General features: G+C 60.5%; 17 protein-coding genes and 2 tRNA genes. 18 read left to right on the top strand and 1 reads right to left on the bottom strand.

What is annotated here, in order from left to right; translation table 11 throughout:
* The first annotated feature begins 33 nt into the window (after positions 1-33).
* The 16 genes from adk to ACFSJC_RS08450 all read left to right on the top strand — a co-directional run bounded on the left by adk (position 34) and on the right by ACFSJC_RS08450 (position 16,228).
* A complete protein-coding gene (adk, locus tag ACFSJC_RS08375) occupies positions 34-693 on the top strand; it encodes an adenylate kinase (RefSeq protein ID WP_386025624.1) in 660 nt (219 codons plus the stop codon).
* A gap of 112 nt (positions 694-805) precedes the next feature.
* Positions 806-1,183: a thioredoxin gene (gene trxA / locus ACFSJC_RS08380; protein WP_386025626.1), complete on the top strand. Its 378-nt coding sequence runs from the start codon at positions 806-808 to the stop codon at positions 1,181-1,183.
* Positions 1,184-1,429: 246 nt separating this feature from the next.
* Complete coding sequence (locus tag ACFSJC_RS08385) at positions 1,430-1,945, top strand: DUF1249 domain-containing protein (protein ID WP_386025628.1); 516 nt, start codon at positions 1,430-1,432, stop codon at positions 1,943-1,945.
* Between the two features lie 203 nt (positions 1,946-2,148).
* On the top strand, positions 2,149-2,604 hold the full coding sequence (locus tag ACFSJC_RS08390) for an Rrf2 family transcriptional regulator (RefSeq protein ID WP_386025630.1): 456 nt from the start codon (positions 2,149-2,151) through the stop codon (positions 2,602-2,604).
* A gap of 221 nt (positions 2,605-2,825) precedes the next feature.
* Positions 2,826-3,749 carry a 50S ribosomal protein L3 N(5)-glutamine methyltransferase gene (prmB, locus tag ACFSJC_RS08395; protein WP_386025632.1) on the top strand — a complete coding sequence of 308 codons (924 nt, stop codon included), beginning with the start codon at positions 2,826-2,828 and terminating at the stop codon, positions 3,747-3,749.
* Entirely contained in the window at positions 3,746-4,132 is a 387-nt protein-coding gene (locus tag ACFSJC_RS08400) for a hypothetical protein (RefSeq protein WP_386025634.1), read from the top strand. The genes prmB and ACFSJC_RS08400 overlap by 4 nt, the downstream gene beginning before the upstream one ends.
* 3 nt (positions 4,133-4,135) lie before the next feature.
* Positions 4,136-5,521: an oxygen-independent coproporphyrinogen III oxidase gene (hemN, locus tag ACFSJC_RS08405; RefSeq protein WP_386025636.1), complete on the top strand. Its 1,386-nt coding sequence runs from the start codon at positions 4,136-4,138 to the stop codon at positions 5,519-5,521.
* A gap of 11 nt (positions 5,522-5,532) precedes the next feature.
* Positions 5,533-7,119, top strand: a complete 1,587-nt coding sequence (locus ACFSJC_RS08410; protein ID WP_386025638.1) for a long-chain-fatty-acid--CoA ligase — start codon at positions 5,533-5,535, stop codon at positions 7,117-7,119.
* Positions 7,120-7,277: 158 nt separating this feature from the next.
* Positions 7,278-8,579: a trigger factor gene (tig, locus tag ACFSJC_RS08415; RefSeq protein WP_386025640.1), complete on the top strand. Its 1,302-nt coding sequence runs from the start codon at positions 7,278-7,280 to the stop codon at positions 8,577-8,579.
* A gap of 78 nt (positions 8,580-8,657) precedes the next feature.
* Entirely contained in the window at positions 8,658-9,299 is a 642-nt protein-coding gene (gene clpP / locus ACFSJC_RS08420; protein ID WP_386025642.1) for an ATP-dependent Clp endopeptidase proteolytic subunit ClpP, read from the top strand.
* 196 nt (positions 9,300-9,495) lie between these two features.
* Positions 9,496-10,770, top strand: coding sequence for an ATP-dependent Clp protease ATP-binding subunit ClpX (clpX, locus tag ACFSJC_RS08425; RefSeq protein WP_386025644.1), 1,275 nt, complete (start codon positions 9,496-9,498; stop codon positions 10,768-10,770).
* 215 nt (positions 10,771-10,985) lie between these two features.
* The gene (lon, locus tag ACFSJC_RS08430; protein ID WP_386025646.1) at positions 10,986-13,445 is read left to right on the top strand and encodes an endopeptidase La; all 2,460 of its coding nucleotides are present in this window, start codon (positions 10,986-10,988) and stop codon (positions 13,443-13,445) included.
* Positions 13,446-13,752: 307 nt separating this feature from the next.
* Entirely contained in the window at positions 13,753-14,064 is a 312-nt protein-coding gene (locus ACFSJC_RS08435) for an HU family DNA-binding protein (protein WP_386025648.1), read from the top strand.
* 13 nt (positions 14,065-14,077) lie between these two features.
* Positions 14,078-14,153: transfer RNA gene (locus ACFSJC_RS08440), tRNA-Val, on the top strand.
* A 6-nt stretch (positions 14,154-14,159) separates the two neighbouring features.
* A tRNA-Asp gene (locus ACFSJC_RS08445) sits at positions 14,160-14,236 on the top strand.
* A 75-nt stretch (positions 14,237-14,311) separates the two neighbouring features.
* Entirely contained in the window at positions 14,312-16,228 is a 1,917-nt protein-coding gene (locus tag ACFSJC_RS08450; protein WP_386025650.1) for a SurA N-terminal domain-containing protein, read from the top strand.
* 139 nt (positions 16,229-16,367) lie between these two features.
* Here ACFSJC_RS08450 and ACFSJC_RS08455 read toward each other — a convergent pair whose 3' ends face one another.
* Complete coding sequence (locus ACFSJC_RS08455; RefSeq protein ID WP_386025652.1) at positions 16,368-17,144, bottom strand: enoyl-ACP reductase FabI; 777 nt, start codon at positions 17,142-17,144, stop codon at positions 16,368-16,370.
* A gap of 437 nt (positions 17,145-17,581) precedes the next feature.
* On the opposite strand from ACFSJC_RS08455, the gene ACFSJC_RS08460 reads away from it, so the two are divergent.
* A complete protein-coding gene (locus ACFSJC_RS08460; RefSeq protein WP_386025654.1) occupies positions 17,582-19,711 on the top strand; it encodes an ABC transporter substrate-binding protein in 2,130 nt (709 codons plus the stop codon).
* A complete protein-coding gene (locus ACFSJC_RS08465; RefSeq protein WP_386025656.1) occupies positions 19,708-20,685 on the top strand; it encodes an ABC transporter permease in 978 nt (325 codons plus the stop codon). Before ACFSJC_RS08460 ends, ACFSJC_RS08465 begins: the two co-directional genes overlap by 4 nt.
* Positions 20,686-20,688 lie beyond the last annotated feature (3 nt).

Below are 20,688 nucleotides of genomic sequence, written 5' to 3' on the forward strand. Positions count from 1 at the left end.
CAACGATACCGAACTGAAGAGGAAATACTGACCATGCGCATCATCCTGTTAGGGGGGCCGGGGGCCGGAAAGGGCACTCAAGCCGGCTTCATCAAGGCGCACTTCGACATTCCCCAGATCTCGACCGGAGACATGCTGCGCGCGCACGTGAAGCAGGGGACCGAGCTGGGCAAGGCCGCGAAGAAGATCATGGACGAGGGAGGCTTGGTCTCCGATGACATCATCATCGGCATGGTCAAGGCGCGTATCGCGGAAGACGATTGCCGCAAGGGCTTCCTGTTCGATGGTTTCCCCCGCACGCTGGCGCAAGCGGATGCCATGAAGGATGCGAACGTCTCCATCGACGCGGTGGTCGAGATCGACGTGCCGGACGAGGAGATTATCAAGCGTATGTCGGGGCGGCGCGTGCATCTTTCCTCAGGGCGGACCTACCATCTGGTCTTCAATCCGCCCAAGGTCGAGGGAGTGGACGACGAGACCGGCGAGCCGCTGATTCAGCGTGACGATGACCGCGAGGAGACGGTCAAGGCGCGTCTCCAGGTTTACCATGACCAGACCGAGCCGCTGGTCGGTTACTACTCCTCTTGGGCGGAGCGGGGAGGCGAGGGCGCTCCGCGCTATATCCGCGTGCCGGGGATCGGTGCCGTCGAGGAGATCCGCAAGCGTATCATCGGCGAGCTGGAGTCGCTCTGATATCCGTCGGCAGGCCTGTCATCGGTTCGCAAGCCCGTGTCGGTCCTGGAAATACAGCGGGGAGCGGCCATGTTTGGTACCATCCCCGCACAATCTAGATAGAGGAGTCGGCATGGCCGTCGTTGAGCTCGATACCAATACTTTCGAACAAACCATTCAGAACAACGATTTCGTGGTCGTTGACTATTGGGCGCCTTGGTGTGGTCCCTGCCGGTCGTTTGCTCCCGTCTACGAAAAGGTCTCCAACGACTTCGACGATATCGTTTTCGCCAAGCTGAACACGGAAGAGCATCAGGAGATCGCGGCGCACTTCCAGATTCGCTCCATTCCGACGCTGATGATCTTCCGCGAACAGATCATCATCTTCTCTCAGGCGGGTGCCCTACCCGAGGGCGGCTTCCGTGAGTTGCTGTCCAAGGCGAAGGAATTGGATATGGCCGATGTGAAGCGCCAGATTGCGGAGCAGGCGCAGGCGTCGGGCAACGCCTAGCGTGTCGGGCCGGCCGACTCCACTGGCTCGGTACGGTCGGTCCTTCGCGTTTCCGGCCCGTTCGCGTCAATCGATCCAGAGCCCTCTTGTTCGGGGTCGAGGCCGGATCTGCGAATCCCGCCTGCTCACCGCGCGGCGGGTTGTATTCGCACCAAGAAATCCGTCGGTCCTGCTGAGCTGGATACCGATAGCTTGGTGTCCGTTCAAGCCATATCGCTCCCTCATCGTGCAACTCGGCAAGTCCTCATGCAGCGTTCCCATCCTTCGCGTTATGTTTCCGAACTCTGTTCGGCGCGCCTCAATGTCGGGGCCTTGATGGCGCTGTGCGAGGAGAACTACGGGCGGTTGTTGCGTCTGGCTCCGAATCTGCGCCACGCTCAGGGAAGTCTGGTCTCGCGTCAGAGTGGCACCATGGATCTCTATCTTCATGTGCTCGCGCAGTCTCGCTATACCAGCGAGGTTCGTCTGACCTATCTGTTCGACACCCATGAGGCGGAACGGACGTGCGCCGATCCCGACGCCCATCTGCGTGTCTATCACGATGCGCGGCAGGTGGAGATTCTCGATCTGCGTCAGGCGGTTTTGCCGCTGCGGACCCATTACGCGCACCCTGCGCTCGCCGACAAGTGGCAGGCGAACCTGTTTCTCTCCAAGTGGCTGGTCTTCTGTCTGAGGGCGGGTCATCGATTTCATTCCGATCCTTCCTGTCCGCTGTCGCTCGGCTCGGATATCCGCAATCCGGGCTGTCTGGTCCGCTCTTGATGGCTCTCTGAGTCGATCTCCTCTCGTGCCTCCGGCGCGGGAACTGTTCGTTGGCTCGCTCGATTGGACGTGCTTCGGATAATTTTCCCTATTGCCGACCATTGAAATGGGGTATTTGCTGACTAATTTAGTCAGTTGGGCGTCAGGCAATGAGGTATGCCGATTCGCCCGCGTCCCGTCAATCGGCTAGAGGCATCCGAACTATGAGACTATCGACCAAAGGCAGATATGCCGTGACAGCCATGCTTGACCTTGCGCTGAATGCTGGCAAGGGGCCTGTGACCCTAGCGGATATCTCGGCGAGTCAGGGGATTTCGCTCTCCTATCTCGAACAATTGTTCGCCGCGCTACGCGCCAAAAGCCTGGTGCGCGGCGTCAGGGGGCCGGGTGGAGGCTATTATCTCGGCAAGTCGGCGGAGGAAATCTCGATCGCGAACATCATCTGTGCGGTTGATGAATGGGTGGAGTTCACGCGCTGTGGTGGACGTGAAAACTGTCGCGATGGTCAGCGCTGTCTGACGCACCACCTTTGGGATCAGCTCAGCGACGAGATCTTCCGTTTTCTGAGCGATATCACCCTGCAGGATCTCGTCGAGCGCGGTAGTGTCAATGTGCCGATGCCCGAGGTTGGTCAGGTCCCTAAGCGGCGCGCGGCCTGATTCATACCCTTCCGTTTCGGTAACGAGGGCCGTCAGATACCGCCGTCCCGGCCCTCGTTGAGAATGCCGTATTCTCTGTATGCGCTTCGTAGGTATTCCGATGCCAAGCCCGTGCTGAAACACCGTCGTTGCGGTGTTATGCTTAGGCGCTTAATTTTGGGTGTCCGGCTCGTCGCCCTTTTCCGGATCCCCATGGAAACAACCTAACGAATTGATGCGCTATGGCAGAACAGCCGGACGGCTTGATAACGATCCAGGATTTCGTGCGCTGGGGTGCCAGTCGCTTCAATGCGGCTCAGCTCTTCTTCGGGCACGGAACCGACAACGCCATCGATGAGGCGGCCCATCTGGTCCTCAGTGGGCTCAACCTCGATCCCGGTCTGCCCGCAGGCTTCCGCGATTGTCGGCTCACCCCGGCCGAGCGTGTCTTGGTTTCAGAACTGATCGAGCGCCGCCTGGTCGAGCGGGTGCCCGGGGCCTACTTGACCGGGCGGGCCTGGTTCGCGGGCATGGAGTTCTCCGTTAATCGGCACGTCTTGGTGCCGCGCTCGCCGATCGCTGAACTGGTGGAGGCGGGGTTCGATCCCTGGATCGACGCCGAGCGTATCGGTCGGGTGCTCGACCTCTGTACCGGCAGCGGCTGTATCGGCATTGCCTCTGCCGCCTATCTTCCCGACGTGGATGTCGATCTGGTCGATATCTCGCCCGATGCGCTGGAAATAGCGCGTCGCAATGTCGAGCGTCACGGCCTGGCCGATCGCGTTCGGGTTCTGGAGTCCGATCTGTTCGATGTCCTGGCGGGCAATCGTTACGATGTGATCGTCTCCAATCCGCCCTATGTGTCCCAGGCGGAGTACGATTCCCTTCCGGCCGAGTACCTCAATGAGCCCGGGCTCGCGCTCTTGGGAGGCGACGATGGCCTCGACTTGGTCATCCGCATCCTGGAGGGCGCCGCCCACTTCCTGACCGAGGAAGGCATCTTGATCGTCGAGGTGGGAAATTCCGCTCAATATCTCGACAACCGTCTGCCTGGAGTCCCCTTTACCTGGCTCGAATTCGAGCGCGGCGGCGAGGGCGTGTTTTTGCTGACCCGCGAGCAGCTGATCGAGCACCGGGCTCAGTTCGAGGAGGCGCTCGCGCGATGACGCTTCGGCGTGCGCGCGGCGTTGACCAGTCTGTCGATCGGGTGCCTCAGGCGGTCTTTGTGGTCGGGGACCGCTCGACTGTCTGGAGTGCGACGATGCCGAAGAGATGGCCCGGTTTCCGTTTTTCTCGATCCGCACGAGACGGGCGTCAGGGCTTTCGCTCGGTCATGTGGGGCGGGAACGACATCTTCGGTCGGGAGGATCTGCCGTTCATGGACCTGGCCGGCAAGTACGTGCGGAAGAGATTCCATTCCATTCCCTGCTCGAACAGATCAATGAGACCCATCGCCATGGGCTCGATGCGGGCGGGGATGATGCCTGAACAGGCTTTTCGTAAGATGCCGTTCGGGGGCCAGACGCGCGCCCTGCGGCTGGAGGATTGAACGGTGGAGCAAGGCGTTTCCTTTGATCTTGATTTGATTCGTCGGTATGACCAGAGCGGTCCGCGCTATACCTCGTACCCGACCGCAGTGGAGTTCGACGAGGCCTTCGATGAGACGGCCTACAAGGCGACCTGCGCGCGTAGCAACGAGAGCGGCCGGCCGCTCTCGATCTATTTCCATATTCCTTTCTGCGACACGGTCTGCTTCTACTGCGCCTGCAACAAGATCGCGACCAAGGATCGTTCTCTGGCGCAGCCCTACCTGGATCGCGTCTATAAAGAGTTGGAGATGCAGGCGGCGCTGTTCGACTCGTCGCGTCAGGTCGAGCAACTGCACTGGGGCGGCGGCACGCCGACCTTCCTCAGCAATGCGCAGATGACCGAGCTTATGGACGTGACGCGCCGTCACTTCAACCTGGCCGGCGACGACGTCGGCGAGTACTCGATCGAGATCGATCCGCGCGAGGCGAATGCGGAAACCGTCAAGGTACTGCGTCAGATCGGTTTCAATCGCATGAGTCTGGGCGTGCAGGACTTCGATCCCCGAGTGCAGGAGGCGGTGAACCGCGTCCAGACCGAAGCGCAGACCATGGAGGTGCTGAATGCGGCGCTCGACGAGGGCTTCCGCTCGGTCAGTATCGATCTCATCTACGGTCTGCCGTTCCAGTCGGTCGACAGCTTCCTCAAGACGCTCGATCGCGTGATCGAGGTCAATCCGCAGCGCATGTCGATCTTCAACTACGCGCACCTGCCCGAGCGCTTCAAGCCGCAGCGCCGTATCAACGATGCGGATCTGCCGGCGCCCCAGGTGAAGCTCGACATCCTGCAGGCGACCATTCAGCGCCTTACCGATGCGGGTTATGTCTATATCGGCATGGACCATTTCGCCCGTCCCGACGACGAGCTGACCCTGGCCCAGCAGGCGGGTACCCTGTACCGCAACTTCCAGGGCTACTCCACCCATGCCGATTGCGACCTCATTGGGATCGGCGTGACTTCGATCGGCATGATCGACAATACCTACGGTCAGAACCGTCGCGGCCTGGACGAGTATTACGCCGACATTGACGCGGGGCGCCTTCCGGTCTTCCGTGGTATCGCATTGAACCGGGACGACCTCATCCGTCGCGACGTCATCACCCGGCTGATTTGCCATTTTCAGCTGGACATGCGTTCGATCGAGGCCAAGTGGGGGATCGACTTCGCGAGCTATTTCGCCGATAGCCTGGAGAAGCTCAAGGGGATGACCGAGGACGGTCTTGTCGCTGTCGACTCGGAACAGATTCGGATTCTGGCGCCCGGTCGTCTGCTGGTCCGCAATATCTGCATGGCCTTCGACGCCTATCTCGCGGCCAAGACCGGCCCGATCGGTTTCTCGAAGGTCATCTGATTCCTCCTCGCGTGGCTTCCGCCATCGCTTCCATCGACATCCCCGCGCGGTTCCGCAAAACGGCGGCGCGGCGCGGGGATGCCCTCTGTATCTTTGCCGACGAGCGCTCCTGGAGTTTTGCCGAACTGGATCGGGCGAGCGATGCCGTCGCGGGTGCGCTCGCCGATGCGGGTATCGCCCTAGGGGACCGGGTCGCGCTACTCTGCGGCAACTGTCCCGAGTTCCTGGTCGCCTATCTCGGCATTCTCAAGTCGGGCGCCACCGTCGTACCGATCAATACCCTGCTCAACTACCAGGAGATGGCCTATATCCTCGCCGACAGCGAGGCGCGTGGCCTCTTCTGTCAGGATGTCTTCGAGACGGTTGCTGACGCCGCGCTTCAAGAGATATCCACCGTTGCGGTGCGTGTATGCATTGGCGATGGTTTTTCTCAAGGCGAAGTCCGCTTGGCTGACCTGTTGGCCTCTTCCAGGGGCGCTCCCGCAGTTGCGTTGGATCCGCTGGATTCGGTCGCGGTCATTCTCTATACCTCTGGGACCACGGGGCGCCCCAAAGGGGCGATGCTGACCCATGCGAATCTGCTCGCCAACGCGCGCGGCGTGGCGCGGGCATTGGCGTTGGGCGATGACGACCGGCTATTGGTCGTGCTGCCCATGTTTCACGCTTTTGCGGCGACGGTCGGGATTCTGGCTCCTTTGCTCGAAGGCTGCGGGATGATCCCGGTGGGGCGTTTCGACCCGCGTCTCGTTTCCACTGCGATCGCGACACATGGCGCGACCATCTTTCTCGGTGTGCCCAGCATGTACGGCGTACTGCTTCGGCTCGACGATACATGGGTCGCGCATTGGAAGGGCATTCGTTTGTGCGTCAGCGGAGGGGCGGCGATGCCCGTGGCGCTGATGTCGGCCTTCGAGCAGCGTTTCGCCGTCCCTGTTCATGAAGGCGACGGGCCGACCGAATGCGGCCCCGTCACCTGCGTCAATCCGCTCGGGGGCGACCGTCGCCCGGCATCGATCGGGGTGCCTATTCCGAGTGTGGAGGTATGTATTTTGGACGCTGTCGGGCGACCGCTGCCGGATGGCGAAACAGGCGAGGTCTGCGTGCGTGGTCCGAGTGTCATGAAGGGATATTTCAAGCAGCCCGAGGCGACGCGCCAGAGCTTCTTCGGTGATTGGTTTCGGACTGGGGATCTGGGTTATCGGGACGTGGACGGATATTTCTATCTGGTCGACCGGCTCAAGGATCTGATCATCACCAATGGGATGAACGTCTATCCGCGCGTCATCGAGGAGGTGCTCTATCGTCACCCCGATGTCGTGGAGGCTGCAGTGGTAGGCGATCCGGACCCACGACATGGCGAGGTGCCCGTGGCGCATGTCGCGTTGCGCGCCGGAGCCGCGATCGAGTCTGCGGATCTGCGGTCCTGGTGTCGTCTGCATCTGGGGCAGCACGAGATTCCACGTCGCATCCTGCTCCGGGAATCCCTGCCGAAAAATGCGGCGGGCAAGATCCTCAAGCGCGAGTTGCGCGTGACTGGCGAGCATGAACGCGGCGTGCGTTCGTCGTCGATCGCCTCGGACGGAAACCTCTCCGAGTGAGCGCAGGGGGCCGGGCGGGTCGATTGATGGCGCTTGGATCCTCGGGTTGCGTCAAGCTATACTGACCGGCTTTTGAAGATATGGGCCGAGTGCCTGTGTCAAGATTCACGTAACGGGCGGTCCGAACCAAAACTGGCGGTACCGACGGGAGACAGTCAATGCAAGTTTCGGTGGAAGCGGGCGAAGGGCTCGAGCGGCGCATGAAGATCGATCTGCCTTTCGAGCAGATCGAGGGTGAGGTCGAAAAGCGTTTGCAGCAGTTTGCGCGTACCGCCAGATTGCCCGGTTTCCGTCCGGGCAAGGTTCCCATGAAGGTGTTGCGGAAGCGTTTCTCCGATCAGGTCCAGCAGGAGGTTTTTAGCGAACTGGTGCAGTCCAGCTTCATGGAGGCATTGGAGCAGGAGTCCTTGCGTCCAGTCGGCATGCCGTCTATCGAACCCGACATCGATCTCGAGGGTCAGAAGTTCGGTTTCACCGCGATCTTCGAAGTTATGCCTGAGTTCGAGCTGGCCTCGCTCGATGGAAAGACCGTCAAGCGACCGGTCAGCGAGCTGACCGATGCGGATCTGGAGGCCATGATCGAGCGTCTGCGCGAGCAGCGTAAGACCTGGGTGGCGGTGGATCGCGCCTGCCAGAGCGGTGATCAGTTGACTATTTCCTTCTCCGGTACCGTCGATGGCGAGCCCTTCGAGGGCGGGTCCAGCTCGGGCTTCAAGATCGAACTCGGCACCAGTCGGATGATCCCAGGTTTCGAGGATGGTTTGCTCGGCGCCTCCGCCGGCGAGCAGCGCACGCTTGACCTGACCTTTCCCGATTCCTATCAGGCCGAGCATCTGGCTGGCAAGCCGGTGCGTTTCGAGGTGACCGTCGATGAGGTTGCCGAATCTCGGCTGCCTGAGGTCGATGCGGAATTCGTCGAGATGTTTGGAGTCGAAGACGGCGACATCGAGCGCTTCAAGTCCGACGTCCGCGCCAATATGGAGCGGGAGTTGAAGCAGCGTCTCACTGCCCGCACTAAGGAAGGCGTGATGGATCTGCTCTTCGATGCGAATAGCATCGATGTGCCGAAGGCGCTGATCGAGTCCGAGGTGAAGGCGATGGCCGACCAGATGCGCCAGGCATTGGGTGGTGCTGGCAAGATGGAGCTGCCTCCTCAGTTGTTCGCGGACGGTGCTCGCCGCCGAGTCGCGCTGGGCCTGATTCTCGGCAAGATCGTCAACGATCGCGGGCTGACTGCAGACCCGGATCGTGTGCGCGAGGCGGTCGAGCAGGCGGCATCCACCTACGAGCAACCGCAGGCGGTGGTCGATTACTACTATGGCAACAAGGAACTGTTGAGCTCGTTCGAGAGCCTTGTGCTTGAGGGTCAGGTCGTCGATCTGGTGCTTGAAGAGGTGACTGTCGAGGAAGAGCCGCTGTCGTTTGAGGAACTGACCAATCCGTCGTCCGGCGCCCAATAGGCGCGGATCTGGTCCAATGGTCGCTCCGGAGATCGTCTCTTCGGAGCGCAGTATCCAGATACAGGTGAAGTCCAATCCATGAGCAATCCCCTGAGTCGTACTGACTGGCAGCCCCAAGGGCTGGGCCTAGTCCCTATCGTCGTCGAGCAGACCGCCCGTGGCGAGCGCTCGTTCGACATCTATTCTCGGTTGCTCAAAGAGCGTGTGATCTTTCTCGTCGGTCCGGTCGAGGATCACATGGCGAACCTCGTGGTTGCCCAGTTGCTGTTTCTCGAATCCGAGAATCCCGACAAGGATATCCATCTCTATATCAACTCGCCGGGTGGTTCGGTGACGGCCGGTCTGGCGATCTACGACACCATGCGCTTCATCCGTCCCGACGTGAGCACCATGTGCATCGGTCAGGCTGCGAGTATGGGTGCGCTGCTGCTCGCAGGCGGCGCGGCCGGTAAGCGTTTCTGTTTGCCGCATTCGCGGATGATGATTCATCAGCCCTTGGGCGGCTTTCAGGGGCAGGCGACGGATATCGATATCCACGCGCGCGAAATCCTCTACATCCGTGAGCGTCTCAATCAAATCCTGGCGGACCACACGGGGCAGCCGATCGAGAAGATCGCCGAGGACACCGAACGCGACCGTTTCATGGGTGGAGACGCCGCCCAAGAATATGGTCTGATCGACAAGGTGATCAACGAGCGCGGCCCGGCGGCAAAAAGCTGAACTCGCATGACGCGTCGTCGGGTGTCGGTGCCCGACGGCCACACCTCAAAATGACTGCGCGTCCGGATTTGTGACGCCGGACAAACCCTGTGTTTAACCGTCTTGCCATATATGCCCAAACGGTTATGATTGAGTTTGCCTCACTCGGGACTGCTGGATGTGCGTCCCTTATAGCCCCCCCGGAGAACTACCCCCGATGAGCGGAAACAACCACGGCAAGAGCGACGAAGGTAAGCTGCTCTATTGTTCCTTCTGTGGTAAGAGCCAGCACGAAGTCCGCAAACTCATCGCCGGCCCTTCCGTGTTCATCTGCGACGAATGCGTCGAACTCTGCAACGATATCATCCGCGAGGAGATGCAGGAAAGCGTCGGTGAAACGACCAACCACCTGCCCAAGCCGCGCGAGATCAATGCGCGCCTGGATGAGTTCGTCATCGGTCAGGAGAAGGCAAAGAAGGTTCTGTCCGTCGCCGTCTACAACCATTACAAGCGTCTTGAGGTGGCCGAGGCCAAGGAAGATATCGAGATCGCCAAGAGCAATATCCTTCTGATCGGGCCGACCGGCTCCGGTAAGACGCTTTTGGCAGAGACGCTGGCGCGGTTGCTGAATGTGCCCTTCACCATCGCCGACGCCACGACCCTTACCGAGGCTGGTTATGTGGGCGAGGATGTCGAGAACATCATTCAAAAACTGCTGCAGAAGTGCGACTACGACGTCGAGAAGGCGCAGACCGGCATCGTCTATATCGACGAGATCGACAAGATCTCGCGCAAATCGGACAATCCCTCGATTACCCGCGATGTTTCGGGCGAGGGCGTTCAGCAGGCGCTGCTGAAGCTCATCGAGGGTACTGTTGCCTCCGTTCCTCCGCAGGGCGGGCGCAAACATCCCCAGCAGGAGTTCCTGCAGGTCGATACATCCAACATCCTCTTCATCGTGGGCGGCGCCTTCGCTGGTCTGGACAAGGTGATTCAGAACCGCTCGCGCAAGACGGGGATCGGTTTCTCGGCCGAGGTCCACAGCGTGAGCGATGGGCGTCAGATCGGTGAACTGTTGAGTGCGGTCGAGCCGGAGGATCTCATCCGTTACGGTCTGATTCCCGAGTTCGTCGGCCGCCTGCCCGTCATGGCGACGTTGGAGGAGCTGGACGAGGCCGCGCTCATGCTGATCCTGACCGAGCCGAAGCACGCCATGGTCAAGCAGTACGCGCGCTTGTTCGAGATGGAAGGCGTGACGCTCGAGATCCGCGAAGACGCCCTGCGTGAAATCTCCCGCAAGGCGATGGAGCGCAAGACTGGCGCGCGTGGTCTTCGGACCATCATGGAGCAGATCCTGCTCGACACCATGTACGATCTGCCTTCGATGGAGCATGTGAGCAAGGTGGTGATCGATGCCTCCGTCATTGCCGGTGAAAACAAACCCTTCCTGATTTATGACGGGGTCGAGAAACAAGCCGCTGCAGCGGATTGATCTTCGCGCGTTCGGACCTTGGCATGCAGTCCTGGTGAGGTCGTCTGGATAGATCCAGGTTGGGCGGTTCGGGTCATCGTTGAACTCGATGACCTTCGCCCCGACCCTGTCAACATTCCCACCACACCGACATCTACGGTGGCGATTCGGCGAGTAGACCGGTGGATACTCGTGTCGCCAGTGCGTGGACTGTTGCTTTGACGAGATACGTTTTCATGTCGCAACACGATACTGTTTCCACGACTGATACCTCAAACCGCCAAGAAGTGCCGGTGCTCCCGCTTCGGGATGTCGTCGTCTATCCGCACATGGTGATCCCGCTTTTCGTCGGGCGCGATAAGTCCATTCACGCCCTCGACAGTGCAATGTCGAGCGACAAGCAGATCCTCCTCATTGCGCAGAAGAGCGCCGAAGTCGACGATCCGACGGTCAAGGATCTCCATCAGATCGGCACCCTGGCCAATATTCTTCAACTGCTGAAGCTGCCCGATGGAACCGTCAAGGTTCTGGTCGAGGGCAATCAGCGTGCGCATATCGAGCGCTTCCTCACGACGGAGGAGGCGTTTTCGGCCTTGATCGAGCCGCTCCCGGAAACGCTGGATGTCGATGAGCGTGAGCAGGAAGTCCTGATGCGCTCGGCGATGGCGCTGTTCGATCAGTATGTGAAGCTCAATAAGAAGGTTCCGCCCGAGGTGCTGTCGTCTCTGGCCAGCATCGATGATCCGGGGCGTCTCGCCGACACCATGGCCGCGCACATGTCGCTCAAGCTCGACGAGAAGCAGCATGTGCTGGAGATGGTCGATGTTCAGGCGCGTCTCGAGCATCTGATGGGACTGATGGAGTCCGAGAACGACATCCTGCAGATGGAGAAGCGCATCCGTGGACGCGTCAAGCGTCAGATGGAGAAGAATCAGCGCGAGTACTATCTGAACGAGCAGATGAAGGCCATCCAGAAGGAACTGGGCGAACTCGAAGATGCGCCGAACGAGATCGAGGATCTGGCCAACCGGATCGAGGCCGCCGGCATGCCGCGCGAAGCAAAGGACAAGGCCCAGGGCGAACTGAACAAGCTCAAGCTGATGTCGCCCATGTCGGCCGAGGCCACGGTGGTGCGCAACTACATCGACACCCTGGTCAACGTACCCTGGAAGAAGCGCACCCGCATCCGCAACGACATCAAGGTCGCCGAGTCCGTCCTGGACAAGGATCACTATGGTCTGGAGCGCGTGAAGGAGCGGATCCTCGAATATCTCGCCGTGCAGCAGCGGGTGCGCAAGTTGAAGGGGCCGATCCTCTGTCTGGTCGGGCCTCCGGGCGTCGGCAAGACCTCGCTCGGCCAGTCGATCGCGCGCGCGACCAATCGCAAGTTCGTGCGCATGTCGCTCGGCGGCGTGCGTGACGAGGCCGAGATTCGGGGGCATCGCCGGACCTATATCGGTGCGCTTCCGGGCAAGATCATTCAGAATCTGTCCAAGGCTGGTTCGCGTAACGCCTTCTTCCTGCTCGACGAGATCGACAAGATGGCGATGGATTTTCGAGGCGATCCGGCCTCGGCGCTCTTGGAGGTGTTGGATCCCGAGCAGAATCACACCTTCGCGGATCACTATCTGGAGGTCGATTTCGACCTGTCCGAGGTGATGTTCGTCGGCACCGCCAACACGCTCAATATTCCGCCCGCGCTACTGGATCGCATGGAGGTGATTCGTCTTTCGGGCTACACCGAGGATGAGAAGGTCGCCATCGCCGAACGCTATCTGGTTCCCAAGCAGACTCGCAACAACGGGCTCAAGTCTGGCGAACTGGTGATCCGCGAGGCCGCCTTGCGCGACATCATTCGGCACTACACGCGCGAGGCGGGTGTGCGCAACCTGGAGCGCGAGATCTCCAAGGTCTGCCGTAAGGTCGTCAAGGAGGTGCTGCTCAAGAAGCGCGATGCGCCGACGGTCGTGACCTCCAAATCGCTGGAGAAATATCTCGGTGTTCAGCGCTATCGCTACGGGCGCGCCGACGAGCATGATCAGATCGGACAGGTTACCGGCTTGGCGTGGACCGAGGTCGGCGGCGAATTGCTGCGTATCGAATCGGCGCTCGTTCCGGGTAAAGGCAAATTCACCTACACGGGTCAGCTTGGCGATGTCATGCAGGAGTCGATTCAGGCGGCCATGACCGTGGTGCGCGCCCGCGCCGATGCCCTTGGCGTTCCGCTCGACTTCCATAACAAGTTCGATGTGCATATTCACGTGCCTGAAGGGGCTACCCCGAAGGATGGTCCGAGTGCGGGTGTCGCCATGTGCACCGCGTTGGTCTCCGCGCTGACCAAGATTCCGGTGCGGTCGACCGTTGCCATGACGGGGGAGATCACGCTGCGTGGCGAGGTGTTGCCGATCGGTGGGCTCAAGGAGAAGTTGCTCGCGGCTCACCGTGGCGGTATCGAGACCGTCATCATTCCGATGGAGAACGAGCGCGATCTGACCGAGATCCCGAAGAACATCAAGCAGCATCTGAAGATCCATCCGGTGCGCTGGATCGATGAGGTGCTGGACCTCGCGCTGGTCGGTCGTCCGGAGCCCAAGGAGGCCGTTATGGATGGCGGTGAGCCTAGGCCGGACGATGAGGAGGCGCATGATTCCAGTACGGATGCCTCGCGCGATCAGAATGCGCGTTTGCATCACTAGCAGGGCGTCGTTCGAACCCTCTCGATCCGTAGTTTCTCGGGTATTTTTCGAGGGCTACGGATCTCTGTTCGTTCTTTCCTCGTTTCGCAGCGGAAATTTGGTTGCGTTGAACGATTGACAGGGCGTTCTTTGGGGGCATAGTGGTCTTTCGGTCGTCCGGCTTGCTGGACGTGATCAAATGCGGGTTGCCCTTCCGATGTCTCCGTCATAGCATGCATCGACTACTGAAGGGGTTCGTGACAGGGTTGTGCGGTCACCTCTCAGGTTGCGAGACGGTGGTCCGGCCGAAAGCGACACCGCAGTTCAATTGGCGAATAAAGAAAGCTGTTATCAACAGGGGAAACAGATGAACAAGTCCGAACTCATCGAAAAGATGGCTGATGCTGCAGATATCTCCAAGTCCGCTGCGGCACGTGCGCTGGATACTTTTACAGATGAGGTTGCAATCGCGCTGAAAAACGGCGATACTGTATCGCTCATCGGGTTTGGAACCTTCTCTGTTAAGGAGCGTGCCGCCCGGACTGGCCGTAACCCTCAAACGGGCGCGACCATCGAGATTAAGGCCTCGAAAAATCCTTCATTTAAGGCTGGTAAAGCACTGAAGGATGCAGTACAATAAGTTCTCGTCTCAAGGGTGCTTAGCTCAGTTGGGAGAGCATCGCCCTTACAAGGCGAGGGTCGCAGGTTCAAGCCCTGCAGCACCCACCAAAATTTGGAGCGGTAGTTCAGATGGTTAGAATACCGGCCTGTCACGCCGGGGGTCGCGGGTTCGAGCCCCGTCCGCTCCGCCATCTTGATTAGAATCGGGGCATCCATTGGATGCCCCTTTCTTTTATCTGAATCCCATACACTTCTGCGTACTCGCCATGCTTCAGACTATCCGTGACCGTGCTCAAGGGTGGATCGCTTGGGCGATCGTCATTCTGATCAGTATTCCATTTGCGCTATGGGGTATTCAGTCCTATCTCGACATCGGAGGCGAGCCGATCGCTGCAACGGTGAACGGGGCTGAAATCTCGCAGAGAGATCTCGATAAACGCGTGCAACAGGCAAGGTACGAGCTGCGCGAGCGTCTCGGTGCTGCCTACGACACGGCGGGCTTCGACGACAAGACGTTACGCTCCGAGGTCTTGGACGAGATGATCCGAGACGCCTTGCTGTTCGATACGACCAAGCGGCTCGGCCTGCGCGTTTCGGACCAAGAGGTCCAGATGCAGATCCTGTCTGAGCGAGCCTTTCTGCGCGACGGGCGTTTCGACCAGGATGCCTACAATCGAGTCCTACAGCTGCAGGGAATGTCGCCGGCGATGTTCGAACACCAGTTGCGGCAGCAATTGGCAGGGATGCAACTGGTACGAGCGGTTGGTGCGAGCGCATTTGTAACTGCATCCGAACTCGCTGATTATCAAAAGCTTGCGGATCAAAAACGCGAGATTTCCTTCCTTCGATTCGCCTCTGGCGATTACCTCGATGGGGTCAGTGTCGACGACGCCGCGATCGACGACTATTACAAGACGCATTCGAACGATTTCCAGACCCCCGAGCAGGTCAAGCTGGATTATCTCTTGCTGGACTCCACGACCCTCGCATCCAAGGTGTCGGTCAGCGATGACGAATTGAGTCAGCAGTACGCGTCGGAAAAGGGCCGTTTCGTCGTGCCGGAGCGGCGCCAGATGCGCCATATTTTGCTGACGGTGCCCAAGGACGCCGACGAGGCGACCGCGAACGGGGTGCTCGAAGCGATCAAGACGCTACGTGAGCGCATCCTGGGCGGTGAATCCTTCGAGGAGGTGGCGAAGGAAAGCTCTAAGGACCCAGGGAGCGCAGCCAAAGGCGGGGATTTGGGGACCGTCGAGAAGGGTGTGATGGATCCTGCCTTCGAGCGCGTCGCCTTTGATTTGCCGGTCGGTCAGCTGAGCGAGCCGGTGCGCACGCCGTTTGGCTACCATCTGATCGAAGTGACCTCGGTCACCCCCGCGCAGGTGCAGCCCTTCGAGGCGGTGAAGGATACCCTGCGCACCGAGGTCGCCAAGCAGAAAACAGATTCGCTCTATTACGATCTGGGCGAACGTCTGGCCAATATCGTGTACGAATCCCCAGACAGCCTTGAGCCTGCGGCCGAGGAGTTGGGGCTCAGCGTGCAGCACAGCGATTGGATGAGTCGTGAGGGCGGTACGGGTATCTTCGCCAATCCCAAAGTGATGGCCGCCGCCTTCAGCGACGAGGTGCTCAACGCTGGCTCCAATAGCGACATGATCGAGCCGGATCGCGATCAGCTTCAGGCGATCGTGCTGCGTGTCGCTGACCATCGCGAGGCATCGACCAAGCCGCTCGACGCGGTGCGCGATGAGATCGTCGCACGACTCAAGCAGGCGGGTGCCGAGGCCAAGGCGGCCAAGGCGGCCGATGCGTTGGCCAAGCAGCTCCGCGAGGGTGGCGACTGGGCGACCTTGGCGGAAAAGGCCGATGCTCCGGCGCTCGTCGGGCGGAGTGACCCCAAGGTTCCTGCCTCCGTGCTGGATGCGGCCTTCAAGCTCCCGGCGCCCGTAGCCGGGCAGGCCAGCGTTGGAACGGCCTCACTGGATGATGGGGATGCAGCGGTCGTGCGCGTCACCGCCGTTCAGGATGGCGAGACCAGGATGGCGGAGAAGGGCAAGCCGTCTCCCGATGCCTCCATGCTCTCTCAGCTGATGGGGCGCCAGCTCTATACGGCGATGATGGACGACATCGAGCGACGCGCGAACATCGAGCGTAAGACGACAGGAATCGAAGAGACTCCCTGACCCGTGTTCAAGCGTGAGGGTCTCGTGATGAGGTCACTCCCGTTTGCGTGTCGATGACCCCTCCAAATGATGGCGCCGAGCGATTCGGCGCCATCTGTCTCAGCGGATCGATCCGATCCGATGCCAGCCTAGACCGGAATCAACCCAGCCCGAGAATGTGGTATCCGGTATCCACGTAGATCACGTCGCCCGTGATACCCGATGCCAGATCCGAGCAGAGGAAGGCGGCGGCGTTGCCGACCTCCTCGATCGTCACGTTACGGCGCATCGGTGTGCGCTCTTCCACCTTCTTCAGCATGTCTCGGAAGTCGGAGATACCAGCTGCGGCGAGGGTCCGGATCGGGCCAGCCGAGATGGCATTCACGCGCGTTCCTTGGGGGCCGAGCGAGGCCGAGAGATAGCGCACGTTGGCCTCTAGGCTCGCCTTGGCCACGCCCATGACGTTGTAGTGCGGCACTGCGCGCACCGCGCCCAGATAGGACATGGTGAGCAGCGCGCCGTTGCGTCCCTCCATCATGGCGCGTCCGGCCTTGGCCAGGGCTGCGAAACTGTAGGAACTGATCTCATGGGCCGTGGCGAATCCTTCGCGGGTGACGGCGTCCACGTAGTCGCCCTCAAGCTGCTCGCGCGGCGCGAAGGCGATGGAGTGCACGATGGCGTCGAGTCCGTCCCAGTGCTCGGCCAGGGAGGCGAAGAGCGCCTCGATGTTCTCGTCCTTGCCGACGTCGAGCGGCAGGGCGATGTCGGAGCCGCACTTGCTCGCCATCTCCTCGACGCGCGACTTCAGCTTCTCGTTCTGATAGGTCAGGGCAATTTCGGCACCCTGCTTGTGCATGGCCTCGGCGCAGCCCCAAGCGATCGAGCGATTGCTCGCCACGCCCGTGACGAGGATCTTTTTGCCTTCTAGAAAACCCATGATGTTTCGTCTCTTTCCATTCTGTTGTCGGCGCATCGTGGCGCCGGTCGTGTTCTGGGCTGGAACCGCCGCAGGTGCTTTCGACCTCGCGGCTCTGCCTGCGCTCGGTGGTGGCTCGAAGCTTCGAACTCCATGATGTGCAGCGGTCGCGGACTGAAGTCCAGGCGCGACGCAGATGCGGGATGCCGGGGGTTGTCCCCAATGCGCTTGGCACGAGCCTCGGGATAGAATCCGAACGAGCAGGCCCAGCCGGGCGGTTACAGTACCCAATCTTGCTATTTGGTTAAACCTCAAAAGAGCAGTCGAACCCTAAAGCGCACACAGGGCGCGAAGGGCTTCAATCTGTTGCGCGGCTGGGGCGTCTGTTGCCGGAGTTGGGCTAAACGTGTGGGTGGGAGCCAAAGTCATTGATCAGGTTGATCCGGACCGCGATCCTCGTGATCGCGCTGTTTGCATTGGTTGGGTGCGGCGATTCCTCTTGGAATTCCCCCTACCCGTCCTCGGACGTCGATTCCAACACCTATTACAGCTCCTTCTACGAACGTCCAAAGCATTTGGATCCAGCGCGTTCCTACGGTTCGGACGAGACCGTCTTTCTGTCTCAGATCTACGAGCCGCCGCTGCAATACCATTTCCTGCTCAAGCCCTATCGCGTGGTGCCCCTGTCGGCGGCCGAGGTGCCGGTACCCCGTTACTTCGATGCCGCCGGAAACCCCTTGCCGCAGGATGCGCCCATCGAGACGATCGCGCGCAGCGACTACCTCGTCCACATCAAGCCCGGTATCCGCTATCAGCCGCATCCGGCCTTCGCCCGCGATGCCGAGGGTCGCTATCTCTACCATGCCTTGACCTCGGCCGACCTCGATGGCATCGATCAGCTCGCCGATTTTCGCGAGACGGGCACGCGCGAGCTGACGGCCGACGATTTCCTCTATCAGATCAAGCGGCTGGCCGCGCCCTGGCTGCATTCGCCGATCGCCGGGCTGATGCGGGAGCACATTCGTGGCTTCGGTGCTCTCGCGGATGAATTGGGCGCCGTGGAAGAGCAGGGCGCGTTGGAGCAGGTCGAAACGCTGCGCCGTGCGCGGATCTCGGGAGTGGAGACGCTCGACCGCTACAGCTTCAGGATCAGCCTCAAGGGCAAGTATCCGCAGTTCAATTACTGGCTGGCGATGACCTTCTTCGCCCCCATGCCGTGGGAGGCCGATCTCTTCTATGCCCAGCCCGGGTTGGCCGAGCGCAATATCCTGCTCGACTGGAGCCCGGTGGGCACGGGTCCTTACATGCTGACCGAGAACAATCCGAGTCTGCGCATGGTGCTGGAGCGTAACCCCAATTTCCACGGCGAGCGCTATCCGGTCGAGGGTATGCCAGGCGATGCCGAGTCGGGCATTCTCGCGGATGCCGGCAGGCCGATCCCCTTCATCGATCGGGCCATCTACAGTCTGGAGAAGGAGAACGTTCCGCGTTGGAACAAGTTTCTCCAGGGCTATTACGACAGCTCTGGGATCACCTCGGATGCCTTCGACCAGGCGGTGCAGATCGATGCGCGGGGCGAGCCGATCCTCACGCCTCAGATCCGCGAGCGGGGGATCTCGCTCCTCACGAGCGTCGAGCCCATCGTCTATTACATGGGCTTCAACATGCTCGACTCGGTCGTCGGTGGCGATTCGGAGCGTGCGCGACTGCTGCGGCGGGCGATCTCGATCGCGGTCGATTTCGAGGAGTTCGTCTCGATCTTCACCAATGGCCGGGGGGCGGTCGCGCAGGGGCCGCTGCCTCCGGGGATCTTCGGGCATCGCGAGGGTGAGGCGGGGATCAACCACTATGTCTACGAGTGGCGCGATGGCCGGGCGGTGCGTCGGAGTCTCGACGAGGCCAAACGGCTGATGGCGGAGGCGGGCTATCCGGGCGGCGTGGATCCGGCGACCGGGCGCGCGCTCGCGATCAACTATGAAGAGGTGGCGACCGGCCCGGACGACAAGGCGCGGCTCAACTGGCTGCGCAAGCAGTTCGCCAAACTCGGTATCGAGCTGGTGATCCGCGCGACCGACTACAACCGCTTCCAGGAAAAGATGCGCACTGGCGTTGGTCAGGTCTACATGTGGGGCTGGAATGCCGATTATCCGGATCCGGAGAACTTCCTCTTTCTGCTCTATGGCCCCAACGGCAAGGTGGCGCATCAGGGCGAAAATGCCTCCAACTACGTCAATCCAGAGTTCGACCGTCTCTTCGATCAGATGAAATACATGGATTCGGGACCCGAGCGTCAGGCCGTGATCGATCGCATGCTGGAGATCGTCCGTGCCGATGCACCCTGGAGCTGGGGCTTCTATCCCAAGGCATTCAGTCTGCATCATCGCTGGCTCATGAACGCCTACCCGAATCAGATGGCCAACAACACCCTCAAATATCGGCGCATCGATCCGGTTCTGCGCGCGCGTCTGCGCGATGAGTGGAACCGCCCCGTCACCTGGCCGCTGTGGACGCTCGGCGCCCTGGTTGCACTGCTGGTGATTCCGGCCTGGTGGATGGTCCGTCGACGCGAACGGAGTACCGCGCTGTGATCGCCTACATCATCCGCCGTCTGCTCTATGCGATTCCGATCCTGGTCGGGGTCAATCTCATCACCTTCCTGCTCTTTTTCGTGGTCAATTCCCCCGACGACATGGCGCGCATGCAACTCGGTGAGAAGCGGGTGACCCAGGAGGCGGTTCAGGCATGGAAAGCGGACCACGGCTACGGCAAGCCGTTGCTCTACAACGCAGGCGCGGAGGGATTGGGTCGGCTCACCGATACCATCTTTTTCGAGAAATCGGCCAAGCTGTTCGTCTTCCAGTTCGGTTCCTCGGACGAAGGGCGAGATATCGGCTACGACATCTCGCAGCGCATGTGGCCCAGTCTGGCGATCGCGGTGCCGGTTCTCCTGGTCGGTTTGGCCTTCAATATCAGCTTTGCGCTCTTCATCGTCTTCTTCCGGGCGACCTACGTCGATCTCGCCAGCGTCGTGCTGCTGGTGGCCATGCTCTCGATTTCGAGCCTCTTCTACATCATCGGCGGCCAGTTCGTTCTCGGTAAACTCTTCCATCTGGTGCCCATCTCGGGCTACGACACGGGTCTGAATGCCTGGAAGTTTCTGATTCTGCCGGTCATCGTCGGCGTCATCGGCGGTATCGGCTCGGGAACGCGCTGGTATCGGACGCTGTTCCTGGAGGAAATCGCCAAGGACTATGTGCGCACCGCCCGGGCCAAGGGACTCGGCGAGCGACGCGTGCTCTTCGGTCATGTGCTGCGCAACGCACTCATCCCCATCCTCACGGGCGTGGTGGTTGTGCTGCCGCTCCTCTTCATGGGCAGCCTCATCAGCGAGTCCTTCTTCGGCATTCCCGGACTCGGCAGCTATACCATCGATGCCATCAGCAATCAGGATTTCGCGATCGTGCGTTCGATGGTCTTCCTGGGGGCCGTGCTCTACATCCTGGGGCTGATACTGACCGATATCTCCTATACCCTGGTCGATCCGAGGGTTCGATTGCAATGAACG

This window comes from Thiorhodococcus fuscus (genome assembly GCF_042682685.1).
Taxonomy (GTDB): Bacteria; Pseudomonadota; Gammaproteobacteria; order Chromatiales; family Chromatiaceae; genus Imhoffiella; species Imhoffiella fuscus.